The organism is Candidatus Methylomirabilota bacterium (assembly GCA_035260325.1).
Taxonomy (GTDB): Bacteria; Methylomirabilota; Methylomirabilia; order Rokubacteriales; family CSP1-6; genus AR19.
Genome location: DATFVL010000157.1, coordinates 1 through 13,209 on the forward strand (window position 1 = coordinate 1; position 13,209 = coordinate 13,209).

Here is a 13,209-nt window from a genome sequence, read left to right on the forward strand (position 1 = left end):
CGCGGCGGCGCGGCGTCGGCCTCGCCTGCTCGGCGTACATGACGGGCGCGGGCACCGCGGTGTACTGGAACAACATGCCGCACTCGGGCGTCGTCCTGCGCGCCGACCGCAGCGGCGGCGTCTCCGTGCTCTGCGGCGCGACCGACATCGGCCAGGGCTCGGACTCGATCCTCGCGTACCTGCCGGCGGAGGTCCTCGGCATCGACCCGAAGGACGTGCACGTGCACCCCGCCGACACGAGCCTCACCCCGGTGGACCTCGGCTCGTACTCCTCGCGCGTGACGCTCATGTGCGGCGTGGCGGCGATCCAGGCCGCCGAGCGGCTCCGGAGCGTGATCGCCCGCGCGGTCGCGACGAAGCTCGAGGTCGGCCCCGAGGCGCTCGTGTTCAGGGACCGCAAGGTGGGTGTGCCCGCCGACTGGGAGAACGCGCTCACCTTCGTGCAGGCGGTCGAGCTCGCCGAGGCGGCGCACGGCGTGCTCGCGTTCGCGGGCTCGTACGCGCCTCCCAAGCGCGCCGGGAAGTACAAGGGCGGCGGCGTCGGGCCCTCGCCGTGCTACTCGTATTCCGCGTGCGTCGTGGAGCTGAGCGTCGACGAGGAGACGGGCGAGATCGAGCTGCACGACGTGTGGATCGCGCACGACATCGGGCGCGCGCTCAACCCGCTGCTCGTCGAGGGCCAGGTGGAGGGCTCCGTCTACATGGGCATCGGCGAGGCGCTCATGGAGGGCCAGGTCTTCCGCGAGGGCGTCCACAAGCAGCCCTCGATGCTCGATTATAAGAGCCCGACGACGCTCGAGACGCCCGACATCCACACCTTCCTCGTCGAGACCGACGATCCGGAAGGGCCGTTCGGCGCCAAGGAAGCGGGGCAGGGGCCGCTCCTGCCCGTGCCCCCGGCGATCGCGAACGCGATCTACCACGCGGTCGGCGTGCGCTGCGACGAGGTGCCGATCACGCCCGAGATGATCCTGAAGGGGCTCGAGCTCCGGAGCCGCGGCAAGCCTCCGCGCGTCGGGCCCGAGAAGATCCCGCTCTTCACGTTCAAGGAGCCGGTGGCGGTCGAGTCCGCGTTCGGCCAGCCGGCCGACGCCGTGGCCGTCCGCCCCTTCACGCCATGATCCGTCTCCCGCCCTTCACCTATCTCCTGCCGCGGACCCTCGGCGACGCCGCGCGGGCGCTCGCGGAGCATGGCGCGGACGCGATGATCGTCGCGGGCGGGACCGACCTGTTCCCGAACATGAAGCGCCGGCAGTTCGAGCCGAAGGTGCTCGTGGGCCTCCGCGGGATCCGCGAGCTCGCCGGCGTCCGCGGCGGCCCGCGCGAGGGCCTGACGCTCGGCGCCGGCACGACGCTCTCCGCCGTGGCCGCGCACCCGGAGGTCGCCGCGCACTACCCGGCGCTCGCGACGGCCGCGGGCCTCGTGTCCTCGCCGCAGCTCCGCAACATGGGCACGCTCGGCGGCAACGTGTGCGTGGACACGCGCTGTAACTACTACAACCAGTCCTACGAGTGGCGGAAGGCGGTCGGCTTCTGCATGAAGAAGGACGGCGACATCTGCCTGGTCGCGCCCGGGAGCCCGCGCTGCTGGGCGGTCTCGTCGTCGGACACGGCGCCCGTCCTCTGGAGCCTCGGCGCCCGCGTGCGGCTCGTCGGCGCGTCGGGCGAGCGCACCGTCCCGCTCGAGGCGCTCTACCGCGACGACGGTATCGAGTACCTCGCCAAGCAGCCGGGCGAGATCGTCGCGGACATCGGGCTGCCGCCCGCCGACGGCTGGCGGAGCGCGTACCTGAAGCTCCGGCGGCGCGGCTCCTTCGACTTCCCCGTCCTCGGCGTCGCGGTCGCGCTGCGGCTGGACGGCGCCCGCGTCGCCGAGGCGCGGATCGTCCTCGGCGCCGTCGCCTCGCAGCCGCGCCCGGCGCCCGCCGCGGCGGCGGCGCTCGCGGGCGAGCGGCTCACGCCCGAGCTGATCGCGCGCGTGGCCGACCTCGCCGCCGGGCCGTCGAAGCCGCTCGACAACACCGACTTCACGCATCCGTACCGGAAGAAGATGACCCGCGTCTTCGTCGCGCGCGCGCTGCGCGCGCTCGCGGGGCTCGACGCGCCCGGCCGCGCGGACGCGGAGGTCGCGTGAGCTCGCTCGGCGCGCGGATCCGGCGCCTCCGCGCGGAGCGCGAGCTCCAGCAGCGGCAGCTCGCCGAGAAGGCGGACCTCACCCCGAGCATGGTGTCGCAGATCGAGTCGGGGCGGCTCACGCCCTCGCTCCACACGCTCGGCCGCGTCGCCGCCGCGCTCGGCGTGCCGATGGGCTCGCTCTTCGACGCGGAGCCCGTGGGCTCGATCGTCGTCTCGCGCCGGACGGACCATCCGGTCGTCACGTTCGACGGCTCGTCGGAGCGCTGGACGGTCCTCGGCGCGGGCCTCTTCCAGGGGAAGATCCGCGCGGTCGTGTCCACGCTCGGGCCGAAGTCGCGCGGCGTCACGACCGAGAAGGTCGTCATCAAGCCCGGCCAGATGAAGCTCTTCTACGTGCTCCGCGGGAAGGTCGCGCTCCACTACAACGGCGACCGCCACGTCCTCGAGGCGGGCGACAGCGCGCTGCTCGACGGCGGGACGCCGCACGGCTGGGAGAACCTCGGCGCGAGACAGGCCCAGGCGCTCTGGGTCATCCTGGGATAGGGACCATGGCCGACACCGGCGAACACGTGCGCGTGGACTTCCGGACCGAGCCCGCGAAGTACCGGCACTGGAAGCTCTCCTTCGACGGCCCCGTGGCGACGCTCGCGATGGACGTCCGCGAGGACGGCGGGCTCACGCCCGGGTACGAGCTGAAGCTCAACTCCTACGACCTCGGTGTGGACATCGAGCTCTACGACGCGATCCAGCGCCTCCGCTTCGAGCACCCCGAGGTGGGCGCGGTCGTCGTCACGTCGGGCAAGGAGCGCGTCTTCTGCGCGGGCGCGAACATCCGCATGCTGAGCCAGTCCGCCCACGGCTTCAAGGTGAACTTCTGCAAGTTCACCAACGAGACGCGCAACGCCCTCGAGGAGGCGACGGCGGAGTCGCGCCAGACCTGGCTCACGGCCGTCAACGGCCCGTGCGCCGGCGGCGGCTACGAGCTCGCGCTGGCGACCGACTGGATCGTCATGGCCGACGACGCGAACACGGCCGTGTCGCTGCCCGAGGTGCCGCTCCTGGCCGTCCTGCCGGGCACGGGCGGGCTCACGCGCCTCGTGGACAAGCGCCACGTGCGCCGCGACCGCGCGGACTTCTTCTGCACGACGGAGGAGGGCGTGAAGGGCCGGCGCGCCGTCGAGTGGGGCCTCGTGGACGAGGTGGTGCCGCGCTCGAAGCTCGACGCGCACGTCCGGGAGCGCGCGCGGGAGCTCGCGGCGCGCACGGACAGACCCGCCGCGGCGCGCGGGATCCGGCTCACGCCGCTCGAACGGACGGTCGAGGGGGACCGGGTCACGTACGGCACCGTCGCCTGCACGCTCGACCGGGCGCGCGCGCTCGCCGAGATCACCGTCGTGGGCCCGGCCGCGCCGCCGCCCGCGGACGCCGAGGGCATCCACGCGCAGGGCGCCGCGTTCTGGCCGCTCGCGCTCGCGCGCGAGCTCGACGACCTGATCCTCCACCTCCGCACGAACGAGGCGGAGATCGGCGTCTGGGTCTTCAGGACCGTGGGCGCCGCGGCGCTCGTCGAGGCCCACGACAAGGCGCTCGCCGCCCATCGCGACGACTGGCTCGTGCGCGAGATCCGCCTCTACCTGCGGCGCACACTCAAGCGCCTCGACGTCTCGTCGCGCTCCCTCTTCGCGCTCGTCGAGCCGGGCTCGTGCTTCGCCGGCACGCTGCTCGAGCTCTGCCTGGCGGCGGACCGCGCGTACATGCTCGACGGCACGCGCGAGGGCTCGAACCGGCCGGCGCCCGTGCTGCGGCTCACCGAGCTGAACTTCGGCGCCTACCCGACGGTGAACGGCCTCTCGCGCCTCGCGAGCCGCTTCCTCGCCGAGCCCGCGCGGGTGGACAAGCTCCGCGCGCGCGCCGGCGAGGACCTCGACGCCCGGGCGGCGGCGGAGGCCGGGCTCGTCACGTTCACGCCCGACGACATCGACTGGGAGGACGAGGTCCGGCTCGCGCTGGAGGCGCGCGCCGCCTTCTCGCCGGACGCGCTCACGGGCATGGAGGCCTCGCTCCGGTTCGGCGGGCCCGAGACGCTCGAGAGCAAGATCTTCGCCCGCCTGTCGGCGTGGCAGAACTGGATCTTCCAGCGCCCGAACGCCGTCGGCCCCAAGGGGGCCCTCTCGGTCTACGGCACCGGGCAGCGCGGCGAGTTCGATCGAAGGAGAGTGTGATGGCCGGCATCGACTATACGGAGCGGATCCCGAACAACGTGGGCCTCGCCGAGAACCGCCGGCTCCAGCGCGCCCTCGAGGAGTGGCAGCCGAAGTTCCTCGGCTGGTGGATGGACATGGGGCCCCACGGCTACCAGGCGACGGAGACCTACCTGCGCACGGCGGTGAGCGTGGACGCGCAGGGGTGGGCGCAGTTCGGCTGGGTGAGGATGCCGGAGTACCGCTGGGGGATCTTCCTCGCCGAGCCGGGGCCCGGGCGCCGGATCGCCTTCGGCGATCACAAGGGCGCGCCGGCGTGGCAGGAGGTGCCGGGCGAGTACCGCGGCGTCCTGCGCCGCCTCGTCGTCACGCAGGGCGACACCGAGCCCGCGTCGGTCGAGCAGCAGCGCCGGCTCGGGCGCACGTCGCCGTCGCTCTACGACCTGCGCAACCTCTTCCAGGTCAACGTCGAGGAGGGCCGCCACCTCTGGGCAATGGTCTACCTGCTCGACGCCTACTTCGGCCGCGACGGCCGCGAGGAGTCCGAAGCGCTGCTCCAGCGGCGCTCGGGCGACCGCGACCGGCCGCGCATCCTCGGCGCGTTCAACGAGCCGACGCCCGACTGGCTCAGCTACTTCATGTTCACGTTCTTCACCGACCGCGACGGCAAGTACCAGCTGGCGGCGCTCGCGGAGAGCGGCTTCGACCCGCTCTCGCGCACCTGCCGGTTCATGCTGACGGAAGAGGCGCACCACATGTTCGTCGGCGAGACCGGGATCGGGCGCGTCGTGCAGCGCGCCTGCCAGCTCATGCGCGAGCACAAGACGGACGACGTCCGCCGCCACGGCGGGATCGACCTGCCGACGCTCCAGCGCTACCTCAACTTCCACTACTCGGTGTCGCTCGACCTCTTCGGGTCGGAGATCTCGACCAACGCGGCGAACTTCTACACGATGGGGCTCAAGGGCCGGTTCGAGGAGATGAAGAAGACCGACGACCATCAGCTCAAGAGCGCGACGTACCCGGTCACCACGCTCGACGGCGAGACGCTCGTCGCGCGCGACGAGCCCGCGCTGCCGTCGCTGAACGAGCGGCTGCGCGACGACTACATCGCGGACTGCCAGCGCGGCGTGGACCGCTGGAACCGGATCATCAAGGAGCACGGCATCGACGCCTCGCTCCGCCTGCCGCACCGGGGCTTCCACCGCGCCATCGGGCTCTGCGCCGACGTCCGCGTGTCGCCGGATGGGCGCGTGCTGACCCAGGCGGAGTGGGACGCGAAGAAGCACGCGTGGCTGCCGACCGCGGAGGACCAGGCCTGGGTCGAGAGCCTGATGCGCCCCGTCACCGAGGCCGGAAAGTTCGCCGGCTGGATCGCGCCGCCGCCGCGCGGCGTCAACGGCCAGCCGCTGGACTTCGAGTACGTCCGGCTCGCCTGAGGAGACCGCCATGCCCAGGGTCGTCACCCCGCGAGAGTTCGGGAAGCCCCTCGGGATGTACTCGCACGGCATGCTCGCCGCCGCCGGCGAGCTCCTCGTGGTGGCGGGGCAGGTCGGGACGGACCGCGAGGGCCGGGCCGGCGACGACGTCATCGCCCAGACCAAGCAGGCGTTCGCGAACGTCGGCGCGGTCCTCGACGCGGGCGGCTGCCGCTGGCGCGACGTCGTGCGCCTGCAGACGTTCCTCACGAGCGCCGACGACATCGCCGGGTTCATGAAGGCCCGGCAGGAGGTCTTCCCGCGCTACTTCCCGGACGGCGCGTACCCGCCGAACACGCTCCTGATCGTGAGCCGGCTCGTGCGGCCGGAGCTGCGGGTCGAGATCGAGGCGATGGCCGTGCGCCCGCGCCCCGTCGCCCGGCGCAAGCCGGCGCCCCGGCGAAAGTCGCGACGCTGACCGGTCACCACTGGAGGAGCCGCCCATGAACGCGTCGGAGATTCTGCCGCCCCAGTTCAACGTGGCCGCGCACTTCGTGGACCGGAACGTCGCGGAGGGCCGCGGCGCCGCGCCGGCGCACCTGTACGAGGACCGGACGCTGACCTACGCCGACGTCCAGGACCTCACGAACCGCGCCGGCAACGCGCTGCTCGAGCTCGGCGTCGACATGGAGGACCGCGTCCTGCTGCTCTGCCTCGACGCGCCGGAGTTCGTCGGGGCGTTCTGGGGCGCGATCAAGATCGGCGCGATCCCGATCCCGGTGAACACCCTCCTGCGAACGGCGGACTACCTCTACTTCCTGAACGACAGCCGCGCGAAAGTCGCCGTGGTCTCGGCGCCACTCCTCGCCGAGGCGGCGCCGGCGCTCGCGGAGGCCCGGCGGCTCGAGCACGTCCTGGTCGCCGGCGGCCCCCCGGGCCCGTTCCTGTCCTGGGAGGCGTGGCTCGCGCGCGCCTCCGCGACGCTGACGGCGGCCCCGACGTCGCGGGACGAGCCCGCGTTCTGGCTCTACTCGTCGGGCTCGACGGGCTCGCCGAAGGGCGCGGTGCACCTCCACCACGACATGGTCATCTGCGCCGAGACCTACGCGAAGCAGGTGCTCGGGCTCCGCGCGAGCGACCGGGTGCTCTCAGCGGCGAAGCTCTTCTTCGCCTACGGGCTCGGCAACGCCGGCTACTTTCCGCTGAGCGTCGGCGCCCAGAGCGTGCTCTACCCGCACCGGCCGATGCCGGAGACGATGTTCGAGCTGATCGCGCGCTGCCGCCCGACGATTTTCTTCGGCGTCCCCACGCTCTACGCCGCGATGCTGGCCGTGAAGGAGGCCGAGCGGCGCTTCGACACCTCCTCGCTCCGCCTCTGCGTGTCCGCGGGCGAGGCGCTGCCCGAGGAGATCTACAACCGCTGGCGCGAGCGCTTCGGCGTCGAGATCGTGGACGGCATCGGGACGACGGAGATCCTCCACATCTTCCTCTCGAACCGTCCCGGCCGCGCCCGGCCGGGCTCGACGGGCCTGCCCGTGCCCGGCTACGAGGCGAGCGTCGTGGACGACGAGGGGCGGCCGGTGCCGCAGGGCGAGATCGGGAACCTCCGCGTCAAGGGCGACTCGATCATGGCCTATTACTGGAACAAGCACGAGAAGAGCAAGGAGGCGCTCTTCGGCGCCTGGATCCAGACCGGCGACAAGTACTACCAGGACCCGGACGGCTACTTCTGGTACTGCGGCCGCGCTGACGACATGCTGAAGGTCGGCGGCATCTGGGTCTCGCCGGTCGAGGTCGAGGCCACGCTCGTGCGCCACCAGGCCGTGCTCGAGGCGGCGGTGGTCGGCAAGGAAGACGCCGACCGGCTCGTCAAGCCCAAGGCGTTCGTCGTCCTCAAGGAGCCGGCGACCGCCTCCGCCGGGCTCGCCGACGAGCTCAAGGCGTTCGTGAAGGACAAGATCGCGCCCTACAAGTACCCGCGCTGGATCGAGTTCGTCGCCGAGCTGCCCAAGACGGCGACGGGCAAGATCCAGCGCTTCAAGCTCCGGGCCTGAGCGGCCCCTCGCGCGTGTTCGACCCGCGGCTCGAGACCCTCGCGCCGGACGCCCTGCGCGAGCACCAGTGGCGGCGCTTCCACGCGATGGCGCGCGAGCTCTGCGCGTCCAACCCCTTCGCCCGCGCCAAGTGGCGCGCCGCGGGCGTCGCCGCCGCGGACGACCTCCGCGGCTGGGACGACTTCCGGCGCCTGCCCTTCACGCTGAAGCGCGAGCTCGTCGAGGACCAGGCGGCGCACCCGCCGTTCGGCACGAACCTCACGTACCCGCTCGACCGCTACGTGCGCGTGCACCAGACGTCCGGGACGAGCGGCCAGCCCCTCCGATCGCTCGACACGCAGGAGTCCTGGGACTGGTGGACGCGCTGCTGGGGCTTCGTCCTGCGCGGCGCCGGCGTGACGGCGGCCGACCGCGTGTTCTTCCCGTTCTCGTTCGGGCTCTTCATCGGCTTCTGGGCGGGGTTCGAGGGCGCCCGCGCGCTCGGCGCGCTCGCGATCCCCGGCGGCGGCCAGGACTCCACGACGCGCCTCGCGTGGATGGAGGCCCTGGGCGCGACGGCCCTCGTCTGCACCCCCTCCTACGCGCTCCACCTGGTCGAGGTTGCCCACGAGCGCGGGATCGATCTTTGCCGGGGGTCCGTGCGGGTCACCGTGCACGCCGGCGAGCCGGGCGCGGGGATCCCGGCCGTGCGCGCGAGGATCCAGGAGGGCTGGGGAGCGCGCGCGTTCGACCACGCGGGCATGACGGAGATGGGCGCGTACGGTTACGAGTGCGCGGAGCAGGCGGGGCTGCACGTCAACGAGTCGGAGTTCATCGCGGAGGTGGTCGATCCCGCGAGCGGGGCGCCCGCGCGCGAAGGCGAGCTCGTGCTGACGAACCTCGGTCGGCTCGGCTCGCCCGCCGTCCGCTACCGCACCGGCGACCGCGTGCGCGTGGCCGGCGCGCCGTGCCCGTGCGGGCGCACGTTCCTGCGCCTCGAGGGCGGGATCCTGGGGCGCCTGGACGACATGCTGATCGTGCGCGGCGTCAACGTCTTCCCCTCGGCGGTCGAGGGGATCGTGCGGCGGTTCACGGCCGTGGACGAGTTCCAGCTCGAGGTCTTCCGCGCGGGCGAGCTCGACGAGGTCCGCGTGCTGCTCGAGGTCGGTGACGACGCGACCGTGCGCTCGGTGCAGGAGGCGCTCCGCGTGGGGCTCGGCATCCGGCTCGAGGTGCGCGCCGTGCCGCCCCGGAGCCTGCCGCGCCACGAGCTGAAGGCGCGCCGGGTCGTCCGGCGGTGAAGAAGCGCACGAGCGATCCGTGGATGCCCGCCGACCGTTTTGGGCGCGGGCTCCCCGTGCTGACGGTGAACCTGCTCGTGCGCGAGGTCGCGCGGGCCGTCGAGTTTTACCGGAAGGTGCTCGCGGCGAGGGTTCACTATGCGGACCCGGATTTCGCGGCCCTCGCGGTGAACGGCGTCGAGCTCATGCTCCACGCCGACCACACCTACGACAAGCATCCCTGGCACGCGGCGCTGACGCGCGGCGAGCGCCGGGGCCTCGGCGCCGAGCTCCGGCTGTTCGGGGTCGATCCAGACGTCGTCGAGGGCGCCGCCCGGGGGGTCGGCGCCCCGATCGTCCAGCCCGCGACCACGAAGGGCCACGGCTGGCGCGAGGTGATGGTCGAGGATCCCGACGGCTACGTGTGGGCGGTGGGCGTCCGGGCGCCCGGATAGAAGGGTGCCCCTTTGACCCGGCATCGGCTACTATCGGATTTCAGCGAGGATGGCTGAGGAAATCGGCGCGCAAGGGCAGGTGCCGGGACCGCAGGCAGCGCCCGGGGCGGCGGTGCCGTTCGGCGGCACCGTCACGATCTTCTTCAGCGATATCCGCGGGTTCACCGACTACACCGAGCAGTCCGGCGACGAGGCGGCCTACCGCATTCTGCGCGAGCACAACGCCATCGTCCGAAAGCAGATCGAGGCGTTCGGCGGCGTGGTCGTGAAGACCCAGGGCGACAGCTTCATGGTCGCCTTCACGACGGCCCGCGGGGCCATCCTCTGCGCGGTCGCGACCCAGCGGGCGATCGGGCAGGCGGACCGCAACCACACCGGCCCCCGGATCGCGATCGGCGTCGGGATCAACACGGGTGAGCCGATCCAGGAGGGCGGGGACTACTTCGGGAGCATGGTGAACCTCGCCGCGCGGATCTGCGCGGCGACCGGCCCCGGCCAGATCCTCATCGCCGAGACCACGCGCGACGTGGCCGGGCGGATCGAGTCCGTGGAGTACGTGGACCGCGGGCTCCACGAGCTCAAGGGCTTTCCCGAGCCCAAGCGGCTCTGCGAAGTCGTCTGGCGCCCCGCCGAGGCGCGGGAGGCGACCGAGGGCCGCGCGACGCCCGCCGCCGCGGCCGAGGACACCGCGGCGCTCACGACGGTGGTCCAGCGCGCGATCGGCCTGCTGAACCGCGTGCTCGGGCTGACCCACCTGGACGACCCGGCGTTTGGCCCGCTCATCGAGTGCCAGGCCAAGGCGAGCGAGGTCCGGGTCGCGCTCTCACGCGCGCTCTCCGAGCGCCGCAACATCAACCTGAAGCAGGCCCAGGACCTCATCGTCCCGTTCGAGAACCTCATGACGCTCGTGGTCGAGGGAGCCACCCTCGACGAGCAGCGGTGGGCCCAGATCGAGGCGAGCGTCGCCCGGACCTTCGGCCGGCCCCTGGTGACCGCCGCGGCGCGGGGCCGGCTCTCTGCCGGGACCACCGAGAAGCCCGCGCCCGCCGCCGTCGCGACCGCGGGCAGGAGGCCGGAGCCGCCGCCGTCGTCGTCGGCCCCCCCGCCGCGTATCGCAGTCGTCGAGACGCCGAACCTGCCGCCGCTCGACCCGCGCGCCGCGGGCGTCCGCTGGTGGAGCCGCGCGTACACGGCCTGGAGCCAGTGGAAGATGTCGGGGGTCGGCCTGGCCCACGCCATTCGCGGCGAGCTCGGCAAGCACTCGCACCTGCTCAGCGTGCACATCCAGGACAGCGCGGACCAGGAGGTGGCCGACGGCTACTTCCTCCTGCTCGAGCACGTCGAGAACCAGTCGCCGGGCTTCATGCGCACGGTCGTCGAGCGGGCGCTCGGGCGGTCCGGCGGGGCGTCGGAGCCCGAGGTCCTCGGGACGAAGCTTTACGAGACGCTCGTCGAGGGCGGCCGGCTGCGCGACACCTACGGCACGATGGTCCGCGACGTCATGGGGATCGCCATCCCGCACCCCGGCGTCTGGGCGGACGGCGGCGTCATCGAGAACGACGGCTCGACCGTCGCCGTCATGCGCCCGAGCGGGTTCGTGGGCGATCAGGCCGAGCGCAACGTGGAGCTGACCGACCTGGCCGAGCGCATGGCCGACCACAGCTTCACGATGACCGTCGAGCCGCTGACCGCGCGCTTCTTCTTCGTGAAGCCCGGGGAGCTGAAGACGCCGCACGACCTGCAGTTCAAGCTCACGGTGGACGGCCATCCCTCGGACAAGGCGTGGTACCTGACGCTCCGGATGAGCCTCCTCGTGCGCTCGGAGCCGAAGCTTTTGCCGAAGGATGGCGTCTCGCTGCCCGGCCTCGGCAAGGACCACGGCGGCGCCTGGATCGGCGTGTTCAATCCCAATCCCGACGCCGCGGCGTCCTACGAGCTGGTCGTCGGCCTGCGGCCGCCGCCGCGGCCGACGCTGGGGCAGCCAGCCGCCCCCACAAAATCGCCGTTCTCGCCGCCGCCCCCGAGTCCGCGCTGAGCTACATCGACAAGAACCTCCTGCCCGACGAGCGCGTGGTCTATCGCGCCCGGCTCCACTGGATCGTGTTCGTCAAGGCGGTCGTCGTCCTGGCGCTCGGCCTGGCGCTCCTCTTCGTCCTCGGGCCCGGCGCGCGCTGGGTCGGCGGCGCGGTCGTCGTCGTCGGGCTCCTCCTGCTCGTCCCGCCGCTCGTCGCCTACCGGACGACGGAGTTCGGCGTGACGAACAAGCGCGTGATCGTCAAGACCGGGTTCATCCGCCGCCACACGCTCGAGCTCCTGCTGCGGCAGGTCGAGGCGATCTCCGTGGACCAGAGCCTGACGGGCCGGCTCCTCGGCTTCGGCTCCCTCACGCTCACGGGGACGGGGGGCGTGCGCGAGGAGTTCCACCGCGTCGTGAGCCCGCTCGAGTTCCGTCGGCGGATCCAGGCGCAGACCGCCTAGCGTCGCTACCGCCCGCGCGGCTCCGCGCGGTCGTCCAGCCCACATGAACCAGAGCCACGAGCCCTTCGACACGTCGGCGCCGGCGCGCGGCGGCCGCCCGTGGGTCCGCTGGGTCATCGCGACGGCGGCGGCGGCCGTGGTGGCCGCGTGGTTCACGGGCGCCTTCGTCGCCGTGCGCTACGAGGCGCGGCTCGGCCGGATGGCGCGCGAGATGGCCGCGCTCCACGCGAAGCTCGAGCGCGACGTGACCGCGCTGAACGAGGAGCTCGCGCAGTACCGGAGCGCGGCGGACCTCCTGCGCGACCCGGCGACGCGGGTGGTGACGCTCCGCGGGCTCGGGCCGAGCCCCGGGGCGACGGCCCGCGTCATCTGGCACCCGACGGCCGGCGGCCACCTGTTCGCCGCGAACCTGCCGCCGGCGCCGGCGGGCAAGGCGTACGAGCTGTGGACCCTCGCCGACGCGGCGCCGCGCCCGGCGGGTGTCTTCCGCGTGGATGCCGCGGGGCGGGGGAGCCTCCGCATCGCGCCCGTCGAGGGCGGCGTGGCCGTGAAGGTCTTCGCGGTCACCCTCGAGCCCGAGGACGGTGTGCTCGCGCCGACCGGACCCATGGTCCTGGCGTCGAAGTAGTCGGGGTATACTGCCTGCGCAGCCCATCTCGTGTGCCGGAGGAGTCCTGATGAGCCTGCCCAAACCCGTCGAGGCGTTGTGGAGCGAGCTGGAGCGGGTGCGCGCCGACGTGCTCCGTGAGGCCGAGGGGCTGTCGCAACGCCAGGCGGACTGGAAACCCGGCGAGAAGGACTGGTCCGTCGGCGAGATCATCGACCACCTGACGATCGCCGAGGTCGCGACGGGCAAGCTCACGACCAAGCTGACGCGGGAAGCCGAGGCCGCGGGCGCTCTGGCGCCGTGGCCGGCCGAGCTCGCGTTCAAGTCCCTGCCGCCCGATCCGCCGGGCCCGGCCGAGGCGCCGCCCGTCGTGTGGCCGACGGCCGGCAAGCCGATCGGCGAGCTCATCGCCACCATGAAGGCGACGCGGCAGCGGAGCCGGCAGTCGATCGAGAAGCTCGCGGGCGTGGATCCGCGGGGGCTCCGCTTCAAGCACTTCCGTCTGGGCGATCTCGACCTCGCGCAATGGTGGCAGCTCCAGGCGCGGCACGACGGGATCCACCTCGCCCAGCTCCGCGACGTGCGGCGGGCGGCGGGGTTC

At 72.8% G+C, this 13,209-nt stretch carries 12 protein-coding genes and 1 pseudogene; all 13 read left to right on the forward strand.

Features of this window, described 5'->3' with window-relative positions; genetic code table 11:
- Nucleotides 1-1,121 (forward strand): molybdopterin cofactor-binding domain-containing protein (locus VKG64_10325; protein HKB25438.1); only part of this gene is annotated, 1,121 nt, incomplete at its 5' end.
- Entirely contained in the window at nucleotides 1,118-2,134 is a 1,017-nt protein-coding gene (locus tag VKG64_10330; GenBank protein ID HKB25439.1) for an FAD binding domain-containing protein, read from the forward strand. The genes VKG64_10325 and VKG64_10330, both read left to right, overlap by 4 nt.
- Nucleotides 2,131-2,679: an XRE family transcriptional regulator gene (locus VKG64_10335; protein HKB25440.1), complete on the forward strand. Its 549-nt coding sequence runs from the start codon at nucleotides 2,131-2,133 to the stop codon at nucleotides 2,677-2,679. The genes VKG64_10330 and VKG64_10335 overlap by 4 nt, the downstream gene beginning before the upstream one ends.
- Before the next feature lie 5 nt (nucleotides 2,680-2,684).
- Nucleotides 2,685-4,358, forward strand: coding sequence for a 2,3-epoxybenzoyl-CoA dihydrolase (gene boxC, locus VKG64_10340; protein ID HKB25441.1), 1,674 nt, complete (start codon nucleotides 2,685-2,687; stop codon nucleotides 4,356-4,358).
- Entirely contained in the window at nucleotides 4,358-5,776 is a 1,419-nt protein-coding gene (gene boxB / locus VKG64_10345) for a benzoyl-CoA 2,3-epoxidase subunit BoxB (protein HKB25442.1), read from the forward strand. The genes boxC and boxB overlap by 1 nt, the downstream gene beginning before the upstream one ends.
- Nucleotides 5,777-5,786: 10 nt before the next feature.
- Nucleotides 5,787-6,233, forward strand: coding sequence for a RidA family protein (locus VKG64_10350; GenBank protein HKB25443.1), 447 nt, complete (start codon nucleotides 5,787-5,789; stop codon nucleotides 6,231-6,233).
- A gap of 25 nt (nucleotides 6,234-6,258) precedes the next feature.
- The gene (locus VKG64_10355; protein ID HKB25444.1) at nucleotides 6,259-7,809 is read left to right on the forward strand and encodes a benzoate-CoA ligase family protein; all 1,551 of its coding nucleotides are present in this window, start codon (nucleotides 6,259-6,261) and stop codon (nucleotides 7,807-7,809) included.
- Nucleotides 7,810-7,823: 14 nt separating this feature from the next.
- Complete coding sequence (locus tag VKG64_10360; protein HKB25445.1) at nucleotides 7,824-9,089, forward strand: phenylacetate--CoA ligase family protein; 1,266 nt, start codon at nucleotides 7,824-7,826, stop codon at nucleotides 9,087-9,089.
- A complete protein-coding gene (locus VKG64_10365) occupies nucleotides 9,086-9,523 on the forward strand; it encodes a VOC family protein (GenBank protein HKB25446.1) in 438 nt (145 codons plus the stop codon). Before VKG64_10360 ends, VKG64_10365 begins: the two co-directional genes overlap by 4 nt.
- Before the next feature lie 49 nt (nucleotides 9,524-9,572).
- Nucleotides 9,573-11,558 carry an adenylate/guanylate cyclase domain-containing protein gene (locus VKG64_10370; GenBank protein ID HKB25447.1) on the forward strand — a complete coding sequence of 662 codons (1,986 nt, stop codon included), beginning with the start codon at nucleotides 9,573-9,575 and terminating at the stop codon, nucleotides 11,556-11,558.
- A 35-nt stretch (nucleotides 11,559-11,593) separates the two neighbouring features.
- Nucleotides 11,594-12,001, forward strand: coding sequence for a PH domain-containing protein (locus VKG64_10375; protein HKB25448.1), 408 nt, complete (start codon nucleotides 11,594-11,596; stop codon nucleotides 11,999-12,001).
- A gap of 22 nt (nucleotides 12,002-12,023) precedes the next feature.
- Nucleotides 12,024-12,629 (forward strand): annotated as a pseudogene (locus VKG64_10380) (anti-sigma factor).
- A 49-nt stretch (nucleotides 12,630-12,678) separates the two neighbouring features.
- Nucleotides 12,679-13,209: DinB family protein (locus VKG64_10385; GenBank protein HKB25449.1), on the forward strand; the 531-nt coding region annotated here is incomplete at its 3' end.